This window comes from Sphingobacterium sp. IITKGP-BTPF85, from assembly GCF_001006065.1.
Classification (GTDB): Bacteria; Bacteroidota; Bacteroidia; order Sphingobacteriales; family Sphingobacteriaceae; genus Sphingobacterium; species Sphingobacterium anhuiense.
Window position 1 is genome coordinate 32,759 of the sequence record NZ_ASZT02000013.1, and the last position, 21,876, is coordinate 54,634.

Genomic DNA, 21,876 nt, shown 5'->3' on the forward strand with positions numbered 1-21,876 from the left:
CGAATAAATTAGAAGCTATCTTCTAAATAGCCAATATCCAACGCACATCAAATGCATCCGTTATTTCAATCAAGCTTTGTTTGATTTCATCTGGAGTATAATTAATCTTTCTATTAACTTTCAATTTATGAATTAATAATTTGCGATCTCCCGCATCATTACAATGCAGAAATATAGATAAATAATTTCCGACCTGACGACCTTCATTATGTACCAAATCTGAACCATGAATTACAATCATATCAGAAATTAATGAGCCAATAATTATAGGTGACTCCGGATAGTTATTCATCTCATTTTTAAATGCTTCAAAATACAACTTACCACCAAAACAATTTTGGTAAAATTGAAGTGCTTTCTTACAATTTCCTGAAAATGTAATAAAAACACCATTCATCATTTTATCGGTTCTCTGAAATAACATATTGCTATAAATTATGCATCAGGTATTTCAGGTTCAACCAATCTCTTCATTTTATCTAATGATTCCTGCCAACCTAAATAGCACATTTCAACAGGTATTACATCTGGAATATTTTCTTGCACAATTTGAAGTTCAGTACCACAGGACACCTTATTCAGTGAAACTGTCGTTATCATTTCTCCCGGAAGATTAGGATCATCAAAACGATCACTATATTTAATTGATTCATTCGGTAAAATCTCTAAATATTCTCCACCAAAAGAGTGCCCATTGCCAGTGCTGAAATTTATAAAAGTCATTTTAAAGTTACCGCCTACTTTAAAATCCATTTGTTGCACTGTACATATAAAACCATAAGGAGGTAACCAGGTGGCATGTGCTATTGGATCAGCAAAAGCACGAAACACTTTTTCAGGACTGGCCTGAATAATGCGATGTAAGGAAACTGTATTCTTTTTCATGACTTAAATTTTAGGAATTAATATTTTTTTGATTCTACATATTTTACAAAACTATTCAAGATGGCCTGCCATCCTTGTTTTTGAACTTCAACCTCATTTTCGCTCTCCGCATCAAAAACTGTCGAAAGAGTTGTTTTACCATCCTTTTCCGTAAATACGTACGTACCTTTCTTCCATCATTCATACTGTAAGCCAACTCCTTAAACAATTCGACCTTATCATAAATACCTTCAAAATCAAAGCCAAAACTACCATCTTTAGCTTCCATTCTATTTTTAAATTTTCCATTTACCCGGACATCATTTTCACTTGCAGGACAGTGCCAATTTGGATCTGCACTATTCCATTGCATGATATCACTAGGTGTATTCCAAGCGTCCCATACGATCTCGATGGGAGCATTTACTATTGCTGTAACGTTAATTTTTGTTGATTGTATCATTCCTCTTTTCTTTATGTTTATAATGCTTATACAAAGATGGAGATCATTTCAAAATGTCACATGTTGTAAAAACGACAACTATAGGGGTGGATAACGACAAAAACTATTTGTACATTTATCTAACTAAATTAAGAGATATGCAAATTTCCATTTTCGTTCCACAACATGGTACAATAGAAGGCATTACACCCGCATTTCGCACTTTTCAAACCGCCAATGAATTTCTTACCTTCTTTGGCAAGAGACCCATTTTCAATGTCGAATATGTTGGCTTAAATGAATATATCACTGCAAATAACGGAGAGTATACCATAAAAACAAACCGCTTATTATCTGAAGTTACTAAAACAGACCTCCTCATTATCCCTCCAACATTTGGAGATATGGATAAAGGGATAAAAGCAAATGAAGAGGCCTTACCCTATTTCAGAAAACTTCATTTAAAAGGAACAAGCCTTGCAAGCTTATGTGTAGGAGCTTTTTTACTAGCAGAAACAGGATTATTAGATGGAAAAAAGTGTTCCACCCACTGGGCATACATAAACGAGTTTAAACAAAGATACCCCGCAGTCGAGATCGAAGATGGAGCTGTGATCACCGAACACGAGAATATCTATAGTAGTGGCGGTGCAAACAGTTTATGGAATTTAATACTGTATCTGGTCGAAAAATATTCAGATCGAGAAACAGCTGTCATGATATCAAAATATTTTGCATTGGATATCGGAAGAGATAACCAGTCTCAATTTGCAATTTTTAGAGGTCAAAGAAATCATAACCACACTGATATCCAAAAAGTACAGGATTATATAGAAAAAAATTACGAAGAAAAGATTACTGTAGAAGATTTAGCAAAACTCATCAATATTGGTCGTAGAACGTTTGAAAGAAGATTTAAAGATGCTACAAACAATACACCTATCGAATACATGCAACGCGTACGCATAGAAGCTGCAAAAAATCATTTTGAAGCCTCACGAAAGAATGTCTCCGAAGTCATGTTTAACGTAGGTTATACCGATACAAAAGCGTTTAGAGATATTTTCAAAAAAATAACAGGCTTAACCCCAATAGAGTACAGAAACAAATTTTCAAAACTTGGAGATGAAATATAAACTTAAAAATTATAAACCAATCCAAAGATCACAAATCACTATTATCGATTATTTACATTTATAGCCATAAGCAATACATCAATTCCTCAGCCAATAAACCATCCGGCCATCGTGATTCTTTTGAATACGTATACACAAAACCACATCGCTGATTCGCTGCTTTTGAAGCTTCATTACCCACCCGATGTGATACAATAACCTGAGCACACTCCTTTTGCCTAGCCCATTCAATTCGTGCTTGAAAGAATAATTGAGAAAGTCCCCTGCCACGATAAGCCTCTTTGATGAACGAAGAAATTAAAATGGCCTCAGATTGATTATCTCTGTTCAGCACTACACCACTTAAACCGATCAATAAATCTAAATGATATAAAGCAAAAATTGCCCGTGCATCGTTTTCCAATAAAGCAATCCAATCATCCTGACTATACAATACTTCTTTTGCATATGAACTACCAAATAATTCAGGATTTGTCTTTAAAGCCTCAAGTCTGATTAACTTATAATCTTGCCATTGAGATGGGGCTATCCGCTCTAGCTTATAATCACTTAAATTAATATTCATTTTCATTAACTAGTTTAATTTTTCATTTTTCGAGAGAAACAAGTTACTGATGGAAATTTTAAGTTTGATATGTAAGCCTATAATCCACCTTAGTAAGCAGATCAATATAACAATTTTCTAATTATTTCTACTTTTCACAACTCATTTAAGACCATTAACAACAACGTGAAAAGTCAATAAATTTGACGCTATCTTAAAAAGATTTAAATAATTACAAACATACAGCAATAAAAAAAATAATTTTTTATTGCTACATTTAGATTAGCAAAATTTACAAACGAGCTCAATAGTACTTTTATTATTTTAAAACAGAAAATAAGGGATACTTTTATTAAAATTACATTTTCGAAGACATGAAAATTCCAAAAAAGTTTTTAAGCCGTCAACATGAAATAACTGCTGATTTTTTACGAGAAGTAGATAACCATCTGATAGATATATTATCGGGCAAAAAGGATCAAATGTTTGAGATTAGAGATTTTGCAGCTTTGCTTTACATTCACCCTATTCACCTCAGCAATACAATCAAATCCGCAACAGGGTATTCACCTTGCTATTTCATGGAAAATAGATTAACAGAAATATCAAAATCACTCTTACAAAATAGCGATATGTCAATTGCCGAAATTGCGCGCACATTAACCTATGACCCCTCCAACTTCACCAAATTCTTTAAGCGTTTTTCAGGAAAAACTCCAAAGCAATATCGGGTAGATTATTTCCAATCATTATCATCCGAAGTTAATAAGATAGCGATATAATACTTAAACTGTCACCATTTTAATCAACATTTGTCATTTAACTTTGTTTTCAATAAAAAAGAAACAAATGGAAACAAAAAATAAAATTGCACTTGTAACTGGTGGTAGCCGTGGACTAGGAAAAAATACCGCTCTCAAAATCGCATCAAAAGGAATTGATATCATCTTAACCTATCAGTCACAAAAAATTGAGGCAGAAAACACCGTTCTAGAACTTAAAAACTTAGGAGTAAATGCTGTGGCTTTACAACTTAACGTTGCGGACAGCAAAACCTTTGACAGCTTTTTCACTGATGTCCAATCGACACTTGTATCGGTATTTAATACCGATAAATTTGACTTTCTAATCAATAACGCAGGTATCGGTATCCATGCTTCTTTTGCAGAAACGACTGAAGAACAATTTGACAACTTGGTAAACATTCATTTTAAGGGAGCCTTTTTTCTAACGCAAAAAGCTTTGCCACTGCTACGTGACGGCGGTGCTATTATCAATGTATCGTCAGGCTTAGCTCGTTTCGCTACCCCCGGCTATGCGGCATATGCAGCAATGAAGGAGCAATGGAAACTTTAACTAAATATCAGGCAAAAGAATTAGGAGTAAGAGGTATTAGATCCAATATAATTGCACCAGGAGCAATTGAAACTGATTTCGGAAATGGTTTAGTACGAGACAACGAACAAATTAACGAAGCAATTGCTTCACAAACAGCACTGGGAAGAGTGGGACTTCCAGACGACATCGGAGGTGTAGTTGCTTTCATGTGCACAGATGACGCAAGATGGATCAATGCACAGCGAATCGAAATTTCAGGTGGCATGTTCTTATAGAAGAATAAAAAAATTCAGCTACTAAAACCTGCGTATTCAAATATCATTTTGAAACATGCAGTATTAGAAATCATTAATTTAATACCATTTTAAATTAATGATTTCTTTTTTCTTAGTCTAGTCAACTTCAAAATCAACAAAAACAGCTCCATCAAAATGTTGCTCTTTAATATTCCTAAGGGCATCTTCGATAACAATTAGTGCTGGTTCTCCAATTCCAGAAGTATAGTCCAAGCGAACGAGATAATCCCATACATCAGAAACTTGGATTGGATAGTAACTTGGATTTTCATGATCAATACCTTGCGCAGAGGCTAATATATTGTAACCTCTAATTTGCAATTGCAGTAATAAGTTCTGATTAACAGGTAAAAATTGCATAGTCATTTAATAAAACAAAATGTATTAAGCTTAATCAAATCAAAAACACATCTTTTAAAAGAATTCTTACAAATACTTATTGAGTGAACCTATGAAATAAACTATCTAAAGACATATCCTTCTTGCTTAACTAAATTTTTATCAGATATTTTTTGTGAAATATCCTAACTGATTCGATCGCTAAATAATAAGTGACATCCGACACAAGATAGCATTTAATCTGATTTGTAATGTTTTTATAGTTAAACAAATAATTAGAATAAAATGTTTTAAGAATCAAATTGAAAAATACAATTTTTATGAATTTATACAAGGCAAAAAAGCGGCACCAGAAAAAATCATAACCAATACATTAAACCTCATATCTGTTAAGTTTCTCACTTCAGAGCACTGAAAATAGTATCAAAAAAAGCTCCTTGTTCATAACAAACAAGGAGCCTCACTTCAAAGCATTATACACTAATTTTTAATAAACAGACTTGCAATATTAAGAACAGCCTCAGCTCCTAAAGGCTCATCAAAAGATTGAGTAGCCGCAGCCAAAGATAAATTACCTGTAACACCTTTCAAAGTTGTAATATCAACATTTGCTTGAACTTTATTATCTTCCCCCATATAAACTGGATCTACAACAGCACCAATTCCACTATCATTTGCACCTGTTATCCAAGGTTTTTGATTTGCAGCAGCACCCCCTCTTGCTCTACGCATCTGACGTATATGCGAAGCATGACGAGCCTCTACCGAATGTATCTGTAAAGCGGCCGTTAGCACAACTTTATTTCCGAGCAAAATACCTGCCTGTCCCTTATATGCACGGACACCAGTATCTTCAAAAGCTTGAGCAAGAGCTAAGAATGTATCATAATCACTAAAAACATTTCCAAAGGTACCTCCAGCTGTAAAATCAAAAGTAGGTTTAGAAACTGCTTTATCCCCTAATACCTGCTTAAGAAATTTAACATGCGCATTTTCATGATCACGAATGGTTGTAATAGCTCCCAAAGGTCTACCTGAAGGAATTAGATTGGGGGCAGCAACCCCTTTAGTATAATATTCCGCTTCAAGATATTCCAACGTTAACGCATAATTCAACACACCATTAACATCTGTAGGAGCTGTCGCGCCATAAGCTTTCTTAAAAAGATCACTTATAAGGAAGGGTAATGCGGCCAAAGTAACTTTTTTCCAAAAGAAGTCATATTTCGAATAACTTCTCTGCGTGGACTAATGCGATCAGTGAATTCTGGATCAACATTATTTATTTCGTCAAAAACATTTAATAGATTCATAACAATAAGATTTAGAAGGTTAATAAGTAGGTAAATCCTTTACATCAATTTTAGATTTGATAAATGGGGAAGCCGCCTGAAGTACCATTGTGGGACTTTTAGCAACATCTAAACCATTTGAATCAATAACTTCCATATTCGCAAAACTTCCATTATCGATCAAATCTCTGATCAATGCAGCATGCCTAGCTTCAACAGATACAATTTTACCTGCTAAGGCAAGATAGTTGACATCTTTGATCAGCCATCCAGCACCATTATAGGCAGAGACACCCAGATCTTCAAATGTTTTGGCGGTGCTAAGCACACTTTCTCTACTTGAAAAGTTAATACCGGAAAGATTAAATTCTAAATTTGAAATAGCTTTCCCACCTAAAGCTTTTTTAAAGAATTCGCGATGCGCAACCTCATGATCTCTGATATCTGTTAAGTAAGTCTTTTCCAAATCTGATATACCAGAGTATGGACTATTTACAACCTGAATATAAAAAGCCGCTTCAAGTTGCTCAAGTGCGTAGGCATAATTTAAAATAGCGATGTCACCACTGCCAAAATAAAAACCATCTGCCCCCATATCTTCATCATGGCGGTCCTTTTTACAACCAGTTACCCCAAGTAGGGCAAGACTTGCTACGCCTGCACCGGTAAATTTTAAGAAATCCCTTCTCCGAAGGTCTTTTTTATCGAGATGTTCGTTTTCTTCTACTAAACACTCTTTTTGAGATGACATTTTTTCCATAACATATTCGTTTTTAGTGTATAATTTTTTAGTTTATGAATTTATATACGACAACTTTTTATGAGTGGATTGGAAGATTTTCTTTTTTTTCAATATTTTCTCAAAACAAGTATATACCACATATTACAAGCGTATTAATTCACCCTGCTTTATTTTATGTAAGCTTTAGAAAATATATTATATTATTTCGATTCATAAAAGAGTATACTACTCCTAGATTCTCATCCCCTATTAGTACACCTGTGCAAACGATACTTCCTGAATAAAAAAATAAAGTATCGTTAATCTCCGATAGAAAATCAATGCTTATTTATTAAAAAAAGGCAAAATTGTGGTATAATTTTAGCTGTGATATAATGCAGATCCAACAGCAAAATATAAAAAAGCTAGTTGATAAATGTACCAGTAATTAGAAACCGAAAATTAAATTTAATAGCATGTCTTTTCACACATACCTAAAGAATATTGAAGAAAAAACCGGAGTAAGTCCCGAAGCATTTATAGACTTAGCAACCCAAAAAGGATTTATAGAAAACAATAAAATTAAAGCTGAAATAAAAGCTAATCAGATTATCAATTGGTTAAAAGAAGATTATCAGCTAGGACATGGTCATGCACAAGCAGTGTATGCTTATATCAAAGGGAAAAGAGATTAATTCGCATTAGCACTAACTTAATATTTGTTTTTATATGATTGATCAATATGTTATACCTAAAAAGTGTTGAAAATACTAAGCCACATGTGGATCGTATATCTTACCCATACAACATTCCATCCATCCACAGTTTAGATAAGCTTACTTTCCGTAGCCCAGTCACTTTTATCGTAGGAGACAACGGATCAGGAAATCTACTTTTATCGAATCAATTGCGATTAAGTCAGGATTTAATGCCGAAGGTGGAAGCTTAAATTTTAACTTTTCAACGAAAGAATCACATTCGAACCTTTATGAGGATATTAAACTGATCAGAGGGCCATACCGCTTTAGAGACGGTTATTTCTTAAGAGCGGAGAGTTTTTTTAATGTTGCCAGTGAAATAGATAACCTTTACGAAGGCGATCAAGCGAAATTAGAAGAAGCATATGGTCAATCATTACATCAATGTTCACATGGAGAAAGCTTCTTAGCACTGATGCATAATAGATTATCAGGAAAAGGGTTTTATATTTTTGACGAACCAGAATCAGCACTTTCATTTGACAGTCAACTCAATATGATGATTCGGATAAAAGAATTGGTCGATCAAAACTCTCAATTTATTATTGCAACACATTCCCCTATTTTATTATCCTATCCCGATTCAGAAATATATAAAGTAACAGATAGCGGACTTGAATTAACGCACTATGAAGAAACAGAACAGTTTAAATTGACCAAGCTTTTTATTAATAATTATCGACAAATATTAAATGAACTGGGACTATAAATTTCCCATAAAAATAGAAATGGCTTAATCCCTTAATTTTAGACTAATATATTTTAAAATTATTTTTCTCTAAAGCCTTAATAGCGTTCCTTTCATGTTCCTCAAGCATCACTAATTGCTGTGTATCCAAGCTTGAAACTGCAGGGATAAAAATAATTGGAAAACGCTTAGGTGCTATAATATCCCATAAAATTTTTATACGCTCCATGTGAAAATCTGAGGTGACTAACATCACCAGGTCTGGTCTTTCTTCCTCCAATATTGGTAAAGCCTTCCTAATATCATCAACTGAATGCGCCGAAAGGGCAAAAGGTAAAAAAAAATGATTTGGGATTCCTTTTGAAACGAGATATGCTTTGCTGTATGTTGCATGTGGAAGATCTGTAGGATTAAAACCTCCAAATCCGCCTGAACATAAAATCTGGCAGGAATCATTATACCTGCAGAGTTCAAATACACAATTAAGTCTGTCAGTTGCAATTTGACTCAGATTTCCCCTTTCATCATTTGGCGCACCCAAAACCAAAATTACTTCTTCATGAATTAAACTTAAAAAAAGTATCTGAGATTTTATAATCTAATAGCGACACCAACATAAAAACGACTGAAAACACCTACTAAAATATTCAGAAACAATCCTTTTTTAGTTTAAAAGATTAAAACTTAAATCGTATACCTACCCCAAGCTGAAAAACATCAGCAAGAGAAAGTGCTTTTATATTCTGAAAATAATTAATAATATAATAGTCATTTGAATTGAATTCAGTATAAATTCCAATCTTTTCTATTCCGATTTCCTTCCATATTTTATTCATATTGAGTTCAATTTCATTAGATAATGAGATGTGAGGTCTCAAAGCAGGAGACCAATAATAATAACCGGATGGATATTCCGATGAATTAAATTTAAATGATAAATCATCATGAAAAGTATAACTGAGAAATACACCTGGATTAAGCGGATACAATTTTCCCCAATTATTTAACTTTATTTCAAAAGGCTTGTAAGCAAATTTTGCGGTTATCGAATGTAGCTCTCCTCCCTTAGAAACAGGTACATAACCATAATTAAAATCAATGTTACCTCTCTTATTTTTAAAAATATCATATCCTGCGCCAACACTTATATAACCAATGCTTCCAGCATATTGAATAATTGCCGCATCTGGGATTAAAAAGTTCTTTTTCTGGGCATTACTCGGATTGACTGTGCCAATTAAAAAAAGGACTAGTATGCTTAATTTAAAAAGATATTTGTTCAAAGCTCAGTTTATTATTTACAATTTCGACTAATAAAAATTCATTTTTTCCAATTGCACTCGTGACCACAAAAGGTGTTTCAAAGTTTCCAACAGTAAACTCCTCAAAAACATGATTATGAGCATGAAAGGATGTGAGAAAACCTCCGGCGTTGCTAAATGTTGAAGCATAATCGTATTCCAGATTTTGATCAATCTGGAGAGGTAGGTGGAACATGAGAAATAGCCACATAACTCTCTACATGAGGCTGTGGCTCTAGCTCCTTTTTAAGCCAGGGTATATTAGGTACCTGACCATTAAAATTATACTCCCTACTGTTCGTATCATGACAGATAAATTTAACTCCCCCATATACAAAAGAATAATTGAGCTTTCCATACATATGCTGAAATGCATCTCTGCCACGTGAAGTAAGATCATGGTTGCCAATAACCGCAAGAAATGGTCTATTCAGCTTAGTAAGGTTTTCGGCAACCCATTGCATTTCTTTAAGATTACCAAACTCAGTTATATCACCAGCCACAATAACAAAATCAATCCCTGTCATCGTATTTACTTTCTTATAAAAATTTACTGTTTCATTATGTGACCGCTGCGTATCTCCTGTTATTATAAACCGGACAGTATCATCTTGCTGACCATCCCCCAACTTATTTAAATTGATTGCGTTGAGATCGCGATATGAATTTTTACTAAAAATCTGATTTGGACTATATTCAAAATCACTACAACCGGAAAAAACCGAAATGAATAATATAAAAGTGACCTGAATTGCCAACCTGATTGCTTTTTCTCTAATCATTGAAAAATAATTGAAAGATTAAATAAGAAATAAAAGCACATTAACACCATTTGTGAAAACGATGAATCACTATGCAGTTTCGAATATTATAAGATATTGAAGGCATTTGCATGCCGCAATAATATTTATTACGTTTCGAAGTAATACAAATATTAAAATATAAATTGACCTTTTGACTTAAAAAATCAGAAATAGTTTTATTGAGACTTTTAAATGACAAAAATGACCTTTAAACGGAACAACGAGAGATCATTCTTCATAATTTTATTAAGTAGCTTTTCGATATGAGTAAAACTGAAATAAATGAAACATTAGAATACTAAACAACTAATAAATCAAACTTAATATTAATACATAAAACTATATTATTGATTTATAAATCATAAATTAAATAAATGACACCAGCTACCCTTACGAAATAGTTGTTAATCGCAAATAGTATTTACAGATTAAAATTTCTTGTAATTCGATCATCAATAAGTTTTAAAAACGCAATAATGGTTATATAAAAATGACCGATTAAAAATTTAAAATTAAACTGACCATATTGGACATATATAGGAAATATAAAATTTTACATTAAATTATTGATGCATTAAATACAGTAAAAATACCACAATCAACCCATCGTACATTCCTCATATGGCTCAATTAAAAAATTTAGAACACGCTAAATGCTTAGGCAAATACCATCTTGGATGAAAATCTTACAGTGCAATAAAATATGCGTCGCTGGATATAGATTAGAAGAAAATAACGATATTAGATTTAATAAAATGCAGTAACCAAGCGATTATCAAGACCCTTAAAAACTATGACTCATATAGCACTGCTTATTGGCAATGACATCAACAATATCAACAAGGGAACAAGTTGGAATGATCTGTTAATGAGCATTAAAAAAAAATACCATGTTCAATCCTTAGAAAATGGTCAAAAACCATTCCCTATGCTTTACGAAGAGATATTCCTGAATGCCATAAAACAAAAGCATGTGGATGAAAAAGAGCTTAAAACTTTCATTGCAGATGCCGTTTCTGCCATACAACAAAATGAAATCCATGAATTGATTAGAACATTACCTATTCAAAATATCATGACAACCAATTATGATTTCAGTCTAGAAGGCATACATCCGAAAATAAAAACAAGTTTAGTGAATGAAACGACCTATAGTGTATTTAGACAATATCAATCTTTAAACAAAAACTACTGGCATATTCACGGAGATTGCAATAATCCGTTTTCTATTAACCTTGGCTATGAACATTATTGCGGACAACTACAAAAAATGCGTGAGTATGTTGTCAATGGACCAAATTATGCCCCTAGCACAAAAGTATATAAAACATCCCTTATTAGAAGATTACAAACAGGCAGACAAATGGTTTTACAATCATGGGTTGATCTGTTCTTCACAAATGATCTACATATTTTCGGTCTCTCCTTGGATTTTGTCGAGATCGACCTATGGTGGCTTTTAACCTATCGAGCAAGAAACAAGTTTTACAAGAAGAATACCTTTATCAAAAATCAGATTTATTACTATATTCCTAAGAAATATGTAAAAGATTCGGCAGACAAAATACAGCTTTTAGCCGCCAATGACGTCAAAGTAAAGATCGTTGATGATGAAAACAAAATCAAGTATTACAAAGCCGTTGTAAAAAGTATTAAGGATAAATTGTAGGATAACAGTCTAAAAACTAAAATACACAAAAAGTGCTCGCTTTACATCAAATTACGAGCACTTTCAATAAATTTAAAACTTCATTTTCTGAATTCTTACAGCATTCAGTATAGCTATCAAAGATACACCGACGTCAGCAAAAACTGCTTCCCACATTGTTGCTATCCCCCCTGCACCCAAAATCAATACAACTCCCTTGACCACAAAAGCTAAGGTAATATTTTGCCATACGACGCGCTTAGTTTGCTTTCCGATCCGAATTGCAACTGGTATCTTGGACGGTTTATCGTCCTGTATAACCACATCTGCAGTTTCGATGGTCGCATCGCTACCTAGACCTCCCATTGCAATACCTACATCACTTAGAGCTACAACAGGAGCATCATTTACACCATCACCAACAAAGGCAACGCGTTGATTTTGTGCTTTGATTTCTTTAAGTTTATTGACTTTATCTTCCGGCAATAAATCTCCATATGCCTCATCAATTCCCAATTGATCAGCCACATATCGAACCACTGTACTTTTATCACCACTTAGCATAGTTGCTTTTACATTCAGTTTGTGTAATTGCTGAATGGTTTCTAATGCATCAGTCTTAATGCTATCCGCAATAGTAATATATCCGACAAACTTACCGCCATATGCAACAGCGATCAAAGTATACACAATCGTAGCGGGATCAACATCATAACGGATATTAAACTTATCCATTAACTTAAAGTTGCCGACCAATAATTGCTTTCCGTCCACTGTAGCCTGCAATCCATGCCCGCCTATTTCTTCCACTTGATCTAAGCGAATATTATGATCAACCTCACCGACATATTGATGAATAGCTGTAGCTACAGGATGAGTACTGTTACTCTCCAAAGCATTCACCATCTTTAATATTTCAGCTTGATCAAAATTAGTATCAAAATTAACCTCTTGCACCTGAAACACACCTTCAGTCATCGTTCCAGTTTTATCCATGACCACATGCTGAATATTCGCTAGTGTATCCAAGAAATTACTTCCTTTAAACAAAATTCCATTGCGGCTTGCAGCGCCAATTCCTCCAAAATAACCCAAAGGAATAGAGATTACCAGAGCACAAGGACAAGATATAACTAAAAATACCAATGCCCGATACAGCCAATCGCTAAATACATAATCTTGCACAAACAGCGCAGGCAATAAACAAATACCGATCGCCAGAAAAACTACTATTGGCGTGTATACTTTAGCAAATTTACGGATGAATAATTCAGTTGGTGCTTTTTGAGCAGTTGCATTCTGTACCAGCTCTAGGATCTTACTTAATTTACTATCTGTATAAGCAGTTGTTACTTTAATCAAACTAACCGTATTCAAATTAATCATTCCAGCAAGAACGGTCTCTGCTTTAGATTTACTATCAGGTTTACTCTCTCCAGTTAAAGCGGCCGTATTGAAAGATGCGACATCAGATAACAATTCACCGTCCAAACCCAGTTTTTCACCTGGTTTTAGCTGAATGATTGAGCCGATTTCTACATTTTCAGCTTTTATGATCTGGGGTTGATTATTGATTAGAACAGTCACCTCATCTGGACGTTGATCCAAAAGTGCTTTGATATTCCCTTTAGCCCTTGATACGGCTAAAGTTTGAAAAACTTCCCCAACAGCATAAAATAGCATGACCGCCACACCCTCAGGATATTCTCCGATAGCGAACGCACCGATAGTAGCTATAGCCATTAAAAAGAATTCGGAAAAAACATCACCTTTCCGTATACTGACTATTGCATCCTTAATGACCGGAAAACCTACCGGAATGTATGCTACCACATACCACATAGACCTTACCCACCCTTGAAACCAACTCTGTATTACCCAGTTATCCAAAGCAATAGCAAGCATCAAAAGAACAAAAGATATAATCGCAGGAGTAAACAGCTTCAAAGGGCTACCTTCTACATGAGAGTGATCGTGTCCATCATCATCAGTATGTTGAGCTTGACCATCTCCATTATGATTATGTCCTTCACATTTACCCTGATGACCGATGAGTTCCTGAGCACCAGCCTGATTATATATTTTTGTTGTCTGTGTGCAGCAAAGCTGCGTACCAGCTTCGTCATACTTGTGTTTATGTTGTACAGTCATTGTATAAGATTCTTTAACTTAATTAATACTATCAAAGATAGGCGCTCATGCTATGCAATACTATTGCATAGTTTCATTCATACAATTTTCGCAAATACCTTTAGCAAATAGTCGGACCTCATCAATTCGAACCGAATTATTATTGGGCGCAGAAAAATTAATATCTGTCCGGCAAGTGGTATGCTTACAGATCTTACAATAAAAATGAAGATGCCAGTCTCTATGTGTTTCCTCATTACAATCATCATGACAGAGGATATATTTGCTCGTATTATTTTCCTGTATACTATGCACAATACCTTTTTCTTCAAAAGTTTTGAGTGTACGGTATAGGGTTATACGGTCTGCAGGATAGAAGTGAGCCTCCATTTCAGATAAGGATAAAGCAATATGTTGAGAGGCTAAAAATCGTATACTAATATCCGCATACTTGTTGGCTTTGTATTTTTATCCCGAAGTTTATTCTCTATTTCATTATTCATGCACTTGTAATTTAAGCGAATATTCTATTTGTTCTCATTAAAATAACAATTAGAAATCCTTAACAGCACTTAATATCTTAATATCTTGTATTTTTATCATTGATTTCAGCACAAATAAGTATTAAAAACTTCTATTATCATACCAAAATATACACATAAATATATGAAATTTAACTCCAAAATAAGTTTAATTTCTCTCGAAATAAGATGAATGAGGTATCAAGAACAATAAAGAGTCAACTTCTACAACTACAATACTGACCATAATTTTACATTTTACTAACTATTTTTAAGTGGCAAGGATAACGGACTGCATAATGTAATTCATCATTTTGGAATACAGGCCCACTTCTATAAAGAATAACTATTGTACTACTCAAACTTATTTTATCCTGCGTTTTAAATAAAATCCTATCTACACTAATAGTAACTTATTAAATTTCAGCACACAAACTGATTCTATTATCCACATTTTGTATCTTAGTTTAGATTCAGCAGTAAAAAAGAAACAATTCAACAAACCATTAATAAACAATCTCTAAAGATATGTTCACAATTGATAAGCAAACCCTCAGTGACTTAAACGCTATTGATCATAGAGATTTTAGTTTATGTAATTTCTTTGACAATACCAGCACTTTAGGCGGAAGGTCCCTATTATACAGCTACTTCATTAATCCATTAAAAGATATAAAAGAAATCCAAGACCGAAACGAAGCAATCGAATACTTATCAAACGTAATGGATAATCATCCATTCGATAAATATATGTTCCAAGATTTAGAAAAATATTTAAGTCTTGGAGTAGAAACTGATTCAGCAAATCTATTTCGTTACTACTCAGAAAAATTATCTTTCAATTTCTGGTCCGCAGAAAATCAAATGGAACGCTTATTAATCAAACGCTCTATTGCCGAAATCGCCATGTTAATCACATACTTGACAGAATTATTAAATAAAGCAGTAGAACAGGAAAAACCAGTAGGACGACTCAGGGAGATGCTTAAATCTTTAAACAAATTAACATCAGATTTCGATCTATCCGAATTAAAAGTAATAGCCAGTAAAAAAATATCGCCCGCTTTAATTCTCAAATATGATTATAAATTCAGAAATTTAAATAATCACAATATTAAAAGATTTTTACTATTATCTACGAACTAGATATCTATCAAGGAATTGCAAAATCCATGATGCAAAATCATCTTATTTTTCCCACATTTCACAATAAAACCGATGTAGATCATATGTTAGAGATAAAAGGAGCTTATAATCTATTTTTAAAAAACCTATAAAAACGATATCATAATATCACAAGAGAAAAACATCTGGTTTTTAACTGGAGCAAACATGACTGGTAAATCGACCTTGTTAAAAACCCTAGGAGCATGCATTTATTTAGCTCACTTGGGCTTACCTGTTCCTGCAGAAAAAATGGATACACTTTTTTTTGATGGCCTTTTAACGACAATCAATCTTGGTGATGACCTTAGCTCTGGACGCAGCCATTTCTACAATGAGGTACTTAGAGTAAAAAAAGCAGCTGAACTACTTGCTTCAAAGAAGAGAATGATTATTTTGCTGGATGAATTATTTAAAGGAACAAATTATGACGATGCTTATCACGCTACTTTAACATTAGTAGAAAGATGTGAAGAATTAAACAATTCTATTTTTCTGATATCCTCTCATATAACTGAACTAAGTACGAAATTAAACAAAAATCATGTTGAGCTAAAACATTTAGAAACATTAATTAATGAAGAATCACATATTACCTTCACTTATCGATTAATCCCAGGTATCTCCACAGAAAAGCTGGGTATGCGTTTACTCGAGAGAGAAAAAGTATTTGAATTATTTAAATCAATTCAATCTCAAAGATCTTAATTTTAACAATACCAAACTAGGGTTCAAATATTTTAACAAAATCCGATTGATCAGTACTAACACATCTTTATAGTATTAAGGTTCATATTAATGGTTTGGTATTTAAATTATTAAAATAAGTGATTTTAGATAAAAACATAGTTGCCATTTTATCTCCTCTATGAATAGCTTCATCAGCTTTCTCTCCTTCAAAAATTCCTGAACCGTACTATACCAGAGCTTTAGCCAAGCATCAAAATGCACATTAGTAAGAGCCATAGCAGCATGTGGCGGAAATGGACTTCCAAAGTAAGTATGCTTTTCCAACAAGATAGTTTGCCAAAAACTATACATTTTTTCAAATGATCCTCCCAGCGGCCAGCCAGTAGATTATTGAAGATGGGACCAATGAGAGCATCCTCACGTACCCTGCCGTAAAACGTATCAACAAGTAATTGAATATCTGCTAATGAAGTTATATCTTTCTTTTCCATATTCCTAATACACAAATTGATAAAGGGTTATTTTTAAAATTGTATCGACAAACAAATATAGTCATAATTAAAAGAGTTAAACATCTTTTATAACTATATTTGTACTAATCAAAAAAACTGACATGGAAATGAACAAACAAAACACTCCGGTATCACTCTATAAAGAAGTGTCATATAAAGGAGAAAAACCATCAGTAACAGTCTTACTCGAAACATCATCGACTAAAGAGATTCGGATATGTCTAGCAGAAGGAGTAATTATGACCGATCACAAAAGCCCATTTCCCATTGTCATACACATCCAGGAAGGTTCCATAATTTTAAATGTAGCAGGAGTTATACATAACATGGAAAAAGGAGATCTCATTGGCTTAGAAGGTGCCATCATGCATAATCTTACAGCAAATAAAAACAGTATCATAAGACTTTCTATACACAAGCAGGATCATGTCCAACGCGTGCAAAATGTTATAAATATCAATTAGAACAGTATCTTTGCACATAAGATTACAATTAAAGAAAATATAATTTAAAAATGGGTGTTTTTTCTAAAACCTGCGAATATGCCATGCGTGCAGTCTTTTATATCGCTCAAAGTTCTCATGAGGGTAGAAAAGTAGGCATTAAAGAGATTGCTGAAAAAGTAAAGCTACCAGAACCCTTTCTAGGTAAGATTCTTCAGAATCTCAGCAGAGTAGGTGTAATACAATCTTCGAAAGGACCTAATGGCGGATTTTACATTGATCCTGCAGGGTTAAAAAAACCAATTGCCGACATCGTCTTAGCTGTAGACGGCGAGCAGATCTTTATCGGATGTGGCATGGGATTAGATTATTGTTCCGAGAAAAACCCATGTCCTCTGCACAACGATTTCAAAAAAGTAAGAAATCACCTTAGTGCCATGCTTAAAAATACAACAATTGGTCAATTTAATCTAGAACTCATAAAAGGTAGCTTAACATTATCTAAATAATAATTAACCTGAATTCTTAATAACAAGAAAACAAATGCCTTCATAATATCAATAAAAGAATCAACTATTATCGGAAAACAAAAAAGTCCTATCTTTCGACAGGACTAACATAAACATATGATACTTAATTAAACATTTTCTATTGATAACAATTAATAGATTTTGAAACTTTCCAGGCTCCGCCGTCATTAACTAAAGTAACCAAATCTGTTTTAGTAAAATTTTCAAATTGCATAGTAACTTTCGCTACCATATAATGTGCAGACTGTTCTAAGATTAAAGTTGTCGTTTTACAATTTAACTTTTCTCCTTTTTGTTTTTCAAAAACTGATAACGTCCGAACGGCTATTTGTTCTTGCAATTTTACCCTGGACTTTCTGATTATAATCAGCAGTAAATAACTGCTCTAAACCTAATGACTGCCCTTCAGTCATTACGTCTATATAATGATCGATTGCAAAATTTGCAGTTGACAAATTGATTGTCTTTTCAGGATTTCCCGAAGCCATTGTAAGTGTACTGATTGCAACCAATACTGCTACAGTGAATGTTTTTACTAGCGTTTTCATAATGTCTTTATTTTATAAATTTAGTTTTCTTGAGTTATCAGTTAGTCAGTTAAATACCCCATTCTTAAAAAGTATTTCTTTTAACTTTCTGACTCAAAATTAAGACAAGGAACACGCTCTTTTTATTACATTTAGATCAACAATATAAAAAACTCGGTGAATAGCAGGAAAATAAAGGTAAAGTATCAGACCTTTATTAGCCGGTCTGCTTCCAGTTTATCAAAAACCATTAAAACACCAATCACTTGAAACTGCTCTTTCATATATGATGCTCTCGAAAAATACTGGACCGCCCCGATTTCATTGCTAGGATTAATCTCTTCTCTAAGATCATATATAAAACAATCCTGCTCCATAATAACCACAGGATTTTCGCCATATGCAGGAGCAGTTATATGACAATAAAAATCCAATCTATCATCGTTCAGGTCAATCATCAATTCTTCTCTAATCTCCCGCTTTAAAGACGTTAATGAACTCTCTCCACGATCCACCTTACCGCCAGGCAAATACCATGCTTTTTTATTATTACTATAGGCCAACAAGAGTTTATTATCTTTTAAAGTGATTAAACCTGCTGTAAGAAGACTTGAATTAAGCGTATCCATATCAAAAATTTTAAACTTATATAACGCGTAATCTAATAATTTTTAAAGAAAAATCAATAGTCAGATTTACTTATTAAAATGTGCATAAAGGAAAAACATCATTTTCTCTAGGTATAAAAGCATCAAAAGAATTTCCGTTAAGGAAAAATGAATAATTTATCCATAACTTGTCCTTCTCATCGATCAATATCAACTATGCGTAAAGAAAATTCAACAAATTCTATAAATGAAAAATCGCTATTAGAGTTTTGCAAAGCCCATAAAGCACTCGCTCAAATCAGTGGTAGATGGAAATTATCTTTACTATTTGCTCTCCATGAAGAAGATTTATATTACGCAAGTTTTAAATCCATACTTCCAGATATTTCCGATCGGATACTCACCAAGCAACTGAAAGAATTGGTCGAAGATCAAATTATAGATAACAAAAAAGATAAAGTCAAATCGCTTTACATCCTAACCGAAAAAGGAAGGAAAATTTTAGCCTTATTAACCGCCTTAGGTGCTATCGGTGAAAACTAGAAACTTACCTGTTCTAAAAATTCTATAACCTCACCATTTGGACTATAAACCAAACTATTATGAACACCGACAGATTTAGATTTATTTTTCAACTGAATAGCAAGCACTCCATTGCTCAGGTCTATAGCTCCAGCTTTTAATGCTTCCACCCTTGCTTTAGCCGCGTCCTTGACAACAAAGCAGATATGAAGAATAGAATTTTCGACCATTTCCTCCCCTAACCTTCGCTTTCTACCCTGAGCAGGCATATCGGCATCACCATCGCATATTTCAACATATACATTAATCTGTTCATGATACATCATGACACATTTTTCGAGATTAAAATCAGGTAATGACCAAGAATGCACAATTACAAATCCCAATTGTTCGTAGAACTTTACTGTTTCATCAAATTGAGGAGCCTTTAACGAATAATGATGAAAACCGACAATATTTTCTGACAACTTCATAATACATATTTTAGACAAACCTATGAAAGCTTATCGCTGAATAAAAGAACTTACAAAATTGTTCGTTGGCCGCATCATAATATTTAAAGAAAAAAACTCATCCAGCATATCATAAGAATATCCTAACATTTATCAAACGATTTTTAACAAATACTGTTATTGAGTAATAATAGAGAAATTATGGCAAACTCCAAATTCATACGATTTTTCAATTTACATACTGGCGAAGACAAAAAGGAAAATGTCTTAGAAAATGTCGTAAATAATATTTCATTTCGAGGAGCTAATCTTTGGATACTAGCTTGCGCCATAGTCATTGCCTCGGTAGGTTTGAACGTAAACTCTACAGCAGTCATTATAGGAGCTATGCTTATTTCACCTTTAATGAGTCCAATAGTAGGAGCCGGATTCGCATTAGGAATTTACGACTTTCCGCTGTTAAAAAAATCATTAAAAAATCTTATTATTGCAACCTTTGTAAGTTTATTGGTTTCTTTCTTATATTTCACTCTAAGTCCTTTCAAAGATGCACAATCCGAACTCTTGGCACGCACCTCACCTAATATATACGATGTACTTATTGCCTTCTTCGGTGGACTTGTTGGTGTTATTGCCATCACCCGTGTCGACAAAGGAAATCCAATTCCTGGAGTTGCTATAGCAACAGCATTAATGCCTCCTTTATGTACTGCAGGCTATGGACTAGCAATTGGCAATCTTTCTTATTTCGCGGGAGCATTATATCTCTATATGATCAATTGCTTTTTCATCTGCCTTTCTACTTTTATCATTGTCAAATACCTCAACTATCCAAAGGTTAACTTTGTAGATGCAAACCGTGAAAAGAAAATAACGCGTGTCATTTCACTTATTATTCTCGTACTTATTATTCCCAGTGTATATTTCGCATATACATTGTTAGAACAAAAACAATACGCACAAAAAGTTAACAAATTTATTCAGACAACCTTTACAGACAAAGGATATACAGTCGTTTTTGAAAGAACGAACTATAATTCCAATCCTAAAAAATTAGAATTAGCATTCCTAATCAAAAAATTCAGTAAAGAAGAGGTAGACAGAATAAAAAGAGAAATGGAAGATTATGGAATTAAAAATACAGAACTAGTCATCCGTCAAGACAACAATGATCTTAAAGCAGATATTTTAAATGAAATCAACAAAAAAGAACAAAATCTTTCTGAAAAAGATATTAGAATAAAACAATTAAATGTCGAATTGAATAAATACCAGATCAATACACCAAATTTACAAGAGAATATCAAAATCTTATTTCCGCAGATAACGAGCTACAGCATAGGTGTACAGAATAAAATAATCACTGCGGATAGCGCTATCAATACCATTTCTTTAATTTATATAGCAGATAAAAAACTAAGTGAAGAAGAATTTATCAAGCTCCAGAATTGGATGAAGATCCAATTCCGGAAAGAGAAGTAGCTGTTATTGCAAACCAGAACAGTGATTTTGCACTACCACGAAAAGAATTGACAAAGTAAGCTTGCCATTTCCCTACAGGGAAATGGCTTCAATCATGGTTAAAATTGTTCCTGCATATCGTGACG

At 33.4% G+C, this 21,876-nt stretch carries 28 protein-coding genes and 2 pseudogenes; 13 read left to right on the plus strand and 17 right to left on the minus strand.

Translation table 11 applies throughout. The features are described from left to right. Positions 1-22: 22 nt before the first annotated feature. The 3 genes and pseudogenes from L950_RS04380 to L950_RS04390 all read right to left on the minus strand — a co-directional run bounded on the left by L950_RS04380 (position 23) and on the right by L950_RS04390 (position 1,327). Complete coding sequence (locus L950_RS04380) at positions 23-400, minus strand: glyoxalase (RefSeq protein ID WP_231576854.1); 378 nt, start codon at positions 398-400, stop codon at positions 23-25. Positions 401-435: 35 nt separating this feature from the next. Beyond that, entirely contained in the window at positions 436-885 is a 450-nt protein-coding gene (locus tag L950_RS04385) for an SRPBCC family protein (RefSeq protein ID WP_021187851.1), read from the minus strand. Positions 886-902: 17 nt separating this feature from the next. Then, positions 903-1,327: pseudogene (locus tag L950_RS04390) on the minus strand (SRPBCC domain-containing protein). A 137-nt stretch (positions 1,328-1,464) separates the two neighbouring features. On the opposite strand from L950_RS04390, the gene L950_RS04395 reads away from it, so the two are divergent. Next, the gene (locus L950_RS04395) at positions 1,465-2,442 is read left to right on the plus strand and encodes a GlxA family transcriptional regulator (protein WP_031286881.1); all 978 of its coding nucleotides are present in this window, start codon (positions 1,465-1,467) and stop codon (positions 2,440-2,442) included. Between the two features lie 58 nt (positions 2,443-2,500). Here L950_RS04395 and L950_RS04400 read toward each other — a convergent pair whose 3' ends face one another. Then, complete coding sequence (locus L950_RS04400) at positions 2,501-3,007, minus strand: GNAT family N-acetyltransferase (RefSeq protein ID WP_183917026.1); 507 nt, start codon at positions 3,005-3,007, stop codon at positions 2,501-2,503. A gap of 353 nt (positions 3,008-3,360) precedes the next feature. Between L950_RS04400 and L950_RS04405 the strand changes: the two genes are divergently transcribed. Together L950_RS04405 and L950_RS04410 are read left to right on the plus strand one after the other, a co-directional pair. Beyond that, positions 3,361-3,768 carry a helix-turn-helix domain-containing protein gene (locus L950_RS04405; protein WP_021187854.1) on the plus strand — a complete coding sequence of 136 codons (408 nt, stop codon included), beginning with the start codon at positions 3,361-3,363 and terminating at the stop codon, positions 3,766-3,768. Between the two features lie 67 nt (positions 3,769-3,835). Then, a pseudogene (locus L950_RS04410) lies at positions 3,836-4,599 on the plus strand (SDR family NAD(P)-dependent oxidoreductase). 117 nt (positions 4,600-4,716) lie between these two features. Here L950_RS04410 and L950_RS04415 read toward each other — a convergent pair. The 3 genes from L950_RS04415 to L950_RS04425 all read right to left on the minus strand — a co-directional run bounded on the left by L950_RS04415 (position 4,717) and on the right by L950_RS04425 (position 7,011). Beyond that, positions 4,717-4,980, minus strand: a complete 264-nt coding sequence (locus tag L950_RS04415; protein WP_021187855.1) for a hypothetical protein — start codon at positions 4,978-4,980, stop codon at positions 4,717-4,719. Positions 4,981-5,439: 459 nt separating this feature from the next. Then, the gene (locus L950_RS04420) at positions 5,440-6,156 is read right to left on the minus strand and encodes a ferritin-like domain-containing protein (protein WP_021187856.1); all 717 of its coding nucleotides are present in this window, start codon (positions 6,154-6,156) and stop codon (positions 5,440-5,442) included. A 135-nt stretch (positions 6,157-6,291) separates the two neighbouring features. Then, entirely contained in the window at positions 6,292-7,011 is a 720-nt protein-coding gene (locus L950_RS04425; RefSeq protein ID WP_021187857.1) for a ferritin-like domain-containing protein, read from the minus strand. 437 nt (positions 7,012-7,448) lie between these two features. Here L950_RS04425 and L950_RS04430 point away from each other — a divergent pair, with 437 nt between their 5' ends. The 3 genes from L950_RS04430 (at position 7,449) to L950_RS31890 (ending at position 8,439) form a co-directional block, all read left to right on the plus strand. Further along, on the plus strand, positions 7,449-7,667 hold the full coding sequence (locus tag L950_RS04430) for a DUF4287 domain-containing protein (protein ID WP_021187858.1): 219 nt from the start codon (positions 7,449-7,451) through the stop codon (positions 7,665-7,667). A gap of 47 nt (positions 7,668-7,714) precedes the next feature. Continuing rightward, positions 7,715-7,921: a hypothetical protein gene (locus L950_RS31885; protein WP_231576855.1), complete on the plus strand. Its 207-nt coding sequence runs from the start codon at positions 7,715-7,717 to the stop codon at positions 7,919-7,921. Positions 7,922-8,145: 224 nt separating this feature from the next. Then, on the plus strand, positions 8,146-8,439 hold the full coding sequence (locus tag L950_RS31890; protein WP_021187859.1) for an AAA family ATPase: 294 nt from the start codon (positions 8,146-8,148) through the stop codon (positions 8,437-8,439). Positions 8,440-8,482: 43 nt separating this feature from the next. Here L950_RS31890 and L950_RS04440 read toward each other — a convergent pair whose 3' ends face one another. The 4 genes from L950_RS04440 to L950_RS04450 form a co-directional block, all read right to left on the minus strand. Next, on the minus strand, positions 8,483-8,965 hold the full coding sequence (locus tag L950_RS04440) for a YdcF family protein (protein ID WP_021187860.1): 483 nt from the start codon (positions 8,963-8,965) through the stop codon (positions 8,483-8,485). A 130-nt stretch (positions 8,966-9,095) separates the two neighbouring features. Next, entirely contained in the window at positions 9,096-9,701 is a 606-nt protein-coding gene (locus L950_RS04445; RefSeq protein ID WP_021187861.1) for a hypothetical protein, read from the minus strand. Further along, positions 9,682-9,915, minus strand: coding sequence for a hypothetical protein (locus L950_RS25810; protein ID WP_021187862.1), 234 nt, complete (start codon positions 9,913-9,915; stop codon positions 9,682-9,684). The genes L950_RS04445 and L950_RS25810 overlap by 20 nt, the downstream gene beginning before the upstream one ends. After that, positions 9,890-10,501, minus strand: a complete 612-nt coding sequence (locus L950_RS04450; protein ID WP_021187863.1) for a metallophosphoesterase family protein — start codon at positions 10,499-10,501, stop codon at positions 9,890-9,892. The genes L950_RS25810 and L950_RS04450 overlap by 26 nt, the downstream gene beginning before the upstream one ends. Before the next feature lie 814 nt (positions 10,502-11,315). Between L950_RS04450 and L950_RS04455 the strand changes: the two genes are divergently transcribed. Then, positions 11,316-12,191, plus strand: a complete 876-nt coding sequence (locus L950_RS04455) for an SIR2 family protein (RefSeq protein ID WP_021187864.1) — start codon at positions 11,316-11,318, stop codon at positions 12,189-12,191. A 72-nt stretch (positions 12,192-12,263) separates the two neighbouring features. Here L950_RS04455 and L950_RS04460 read toward each other — a convergent pair whose 3' ends face one another. Further along, on the minus strand, positions 12,264-14,321 hold the full coding sequence (locus L950_RS04460; protein WP_021187865.1) for a heavy metal translocating P-type ATPase: 2,058 nt from the start codon (positions 14,319-14,321) through the stop codon (positions 12,264-12,266). Positions 14,322-14,381: 60 nt separating this feature from the next. Continuing rightward, a complete protein-coding gene (locus L950_RS04465; RefSeq protein WP_021187866.1) occupies positions 14,382-14,690 on the minus strand; it encodes a hypothetical protein in 309 nt (102 codons plus the stop codon). A 659-nt stretch (positions 14,691-15,349) separates the two neighbouring features. Between L950_RS04465 and L950_RS31895 the strand changes: the two genes are divergently transcribed. Together L950_RS31895 and L950_RS31900 are read left to right on the plus strand one after the other, a co-directional pair. Beyond that, positions 15,350-15,967, plus strand: a complete 618-nt coding sequence (locus L950_RS31895) for a hypothetical protein (protein WP_031286885.1) — start codon at positions 15,350-15,352, stop codon at positions 15,965-15,967. Between the two features lie 162 nt (positions 15,968-16,129). Further along, the gene (locus tag L950_RS31900; protein ID WP_262506989.1) at positions 16,130-16,693 is read left to right on the plus strand and encodes a MutS-related protein; all 564 of its coding nucleotides are present in this window, start codon (positions 16,130-16,132) and stop codon (positions 16,691-16,693) included. Positions 16,694-16,914: 221 nt separating this feature from the next. On the opposite strand, the gene L950_RS31905 is transcribed toward L950_RS31900, so the two are convergent. Continuing rightward, entirely contained in the window at positions 16,915-17,166 is a 252-nt protein-coding gene (locus L950_RS31905; RefSeq protein WP_231576857.1) for a hypothetical protein, read from the minus strand. A gap of 128 nt (positions 17,167-17,294) precedes the next feature. Here L950_RS31905 and L950_RS04480 point away from each other — a divergent pair, with 128 nt between their 5' ends. Then, positions 17,295-17,651 carry a hypothetical protein gene (locus L950_RS04480; protein WP_037524391.1) on the plus strand — a complete coding sequence of 119 codons (357 nt, stop codon included), beginning with the start codon at positions 17,295-17,297 and terminating at the stop codon, positions 17,649-17,651. Positions 17,652-17,701: 50 nt separating this feature from the next. Next, positions 17,702-18,139, plus strand: a complete 438-nt coding sequence (locus tag L950_RS04485; RefSeq protein WP_021187868.1) for an RrF2 family transcriptional regulator — start codon at positions 17,702-17,704, stop codon at positions 18,137-18,139. Positions 18,140-18,459: 320 nt separating this feature from the next. Here the strand turns inward: L950_RS04485 and L950_RS04490 are convergent, their stop codons facing one another. Both L950_RS04490 and L950_RS04495 read right to left on the minus strand, forming a co-directional pair. Then, entirely contained in the window at positions 18,460-18,708 is a 249-nt protein-coding gene (locus L950_RS04490; protein WP_021187870.1) for a hypothetical protein, read from the minus strand. Positions 18,709-18,893: 185 nt separating this feature from the next. After that, the gene (locus tag L950_RS04495; protein WP_021187871.1) at positions 18,894-19,316 is read right to left on the minus strand and encodes an NUDIX hydrolase; all 423 of its coding nucleotides are present in this window, start codon (positions 19,314-19,316) and stop codon (positions 18,894-18,896) included. A 195-nt stretch (positions 19,317-19,511) separates the two neighbouring features. Between L950_RS04495 and L950_RS04500 the strand changes: the two genes are divergently transcribed. After that, positions 19,512-19,838, plus strand: coding sequence for a winged helix-turn-helix transcriptional regulator (locus L950_RS04500; protein ID WP_021187872.1), 327 nt, complete (start codon positions 19,512-19,514; stop codon positions 19,836-19,838). Here the strand turns inward: L950_RS04500 and L950_RS04505 are convergent. Continuing rightward, positions 19,835-20,290, minus strand: a complete 456-nt coding sequence (locus tag L950_RS04505) for a VOC family protein (protein WP_021187873.1) — start codon at positions 20,288-20,290, stop codon at positions 19,835-19,837. The two genes, L950_RS04500 and L950_RS04505, sit on opposite strands and share 4 nt — an antisense overlap. A 159-nt stretch (positions 20,291-20,449) precedes the next feature. Between L950_RS04505 and L950_RS04510 the strand changes: the two genes are divergently transcribed. Next, a complete protein-coding gene (locus tag L950_RS04510; RefSeq protein WP_231576858.1) occupies positions 20,450-21,751 on the plus strand; it encodes a DUF389 domain-containing protein in 1,302 nt (433 codons plus the stop codon). Positions 21,752-21,876 lie beyond the last annotated feature (125 nt).

Coding starts and splice junctions, on each gene's coding strand:
- L950_RS31895 (WP_031286885.1), top strand. CDS start 15,350: ATGTTCACAATTGATAAGCAAACCCTCAGTGACTTAAACGCTATTGAT.
- L950_RS04425 (WP_021187857.1), bottom strand. CDS start 7,011: ATGGAAAAAATGTCATCTCAAAAAGAGTGTTTAGTAGAAGAAAACGAA.
- L950_RS04400 (WP_183917026.1), bottom strand. CDS start 3,007: ATGAATATTAATTTAAGTGATTATAAGCTAGAGCGGATAGCCCCATCT.
- L950_RS04450 (WP_021187863.1), bottom strand. CDS start 10,501: ATGATTAGAGAAAAAGCAATCAGGTTGGCAATTCAGGTCACTTTTATA.
- L950_RS25810 (WP_021187862.1), bottom strand. CDS start 9,915: ATGTTCCACCTACCTCTCCAGATTGATCAAAATCTGGAATACGATTAT.
- L950_RS04455 (WP_021187864.1), top strand. CDS start 11,316: ATGACTCATATAGCACTGCTTATTGGCAATGACATCAACAATATCAAC.
- L950_RS04405 (WP_021187854.1), top strand. CDS start 3,361: ATGAAAATTCCAAAAAAGTTTTTAAGCCGTCAACATGAAATAACTGCT.
- L950_RS04495 (WP_021187871.1), bottom strand. CDS start 19,316: ATGGATACGCTTAATTCAAGTCTTCTTACAGCAGGTTTAATCACTTTA.
- L950_RS04485 (WP_021187868.1), top strand. CDS start 17,702: ATGGGTGTTTTTTCTAAAACCTGCGAATATGCCATGCGTGCAGTCTTT.
- L950_RS04460 (WP_021187865.1), bottom strand. CDS start 14,321: ATGACTGTACAACATAAACACAAGTATGACGAAGCTGGTACGCAGCTT.
- L950_RS04505 (WP_021187873.1), bottom strand. CDS start 20,290: ATGAAGTTGTCAGAAAATATTGTCGGTTTTCATCATTATTCGTTAAAG.
- L950_RS31890 (WP_021187859.1), top strand. CDS start 8,146: ATGCATAATAGATTATCAGGAAAAGGGTTTTATATTTTTGACGAACCA.
- L950_RS04500 (WP_021187872.1), top strand. CDS start 19,512: ATGCGTAAAGAAAATTCAACAAATTCTATAAATGAAAAATCGCTATTA.
- L950_RS31905 (WP_231576857.1), bottom strand. CDS start 17,166: ATGGAAAAGAAAGATATAACTTCATTAGCAGATATTCAATTACTTGTT.
- L950_RS31885 (WP_231576855.1), top strand. CDS start 7,715: ATGTTATACCTAAAAAGTGTTGAAAATACTAAGCCACATGTGGATCGT.
- L950_RS04480 (WP_037524391.1), top strand. CDS start 17,295: ATGAACAAACAAAACACTCCGGTATCACTCTATAAAGAAGTGTCATAT.
- L950_RS04380 (WP_231576854.1), bottom strand. CDS start 400: ATGATGAATGGTGTTTTTATTACATTTTCAGGAAATTGTAAGAAAGCA.
- L950_RS04490 (WP_021187870.1), bottom strand. CDS start 18,708: ATGAAAACGCTAGTAAAAACATTCACTGTAGCAGTATTGGTTGCAATC.
- L950_RS04385 (WP_021187851.1), bottom strand. CDS start 885: ATGAAAAAGAATACAGTTTCCTTACATCGCATTATTCAGGCCAGTCCT.
- L950_RS04465 (WP_021187866.1), bottom strand. CDS start 14,690: ATGGAGGCTCACTTCTATCCTGCAGACCGTATAACCCTATACCGTACA.
- L950_RS04395 (WP_031286881.1), top strand. CDS start 1,465: ATGCAAATTTCCATTTTCGTTCCACAACATGGTACAATAGAAGGCATT.
- L950_RS04430 (WP_021187858.1), top strand. CDS start 7,449: ATGTCTTTTCACACATACCTAAAGAATATTGAAGAAAAAACCGGAGTA.
- L950_RS04415 (WP_021187855.1), bottom strand. CDS start 4,980: ATGCAATTTTTACCTGTTAATCAGAACTTATTACTGCAATTGCAAATT.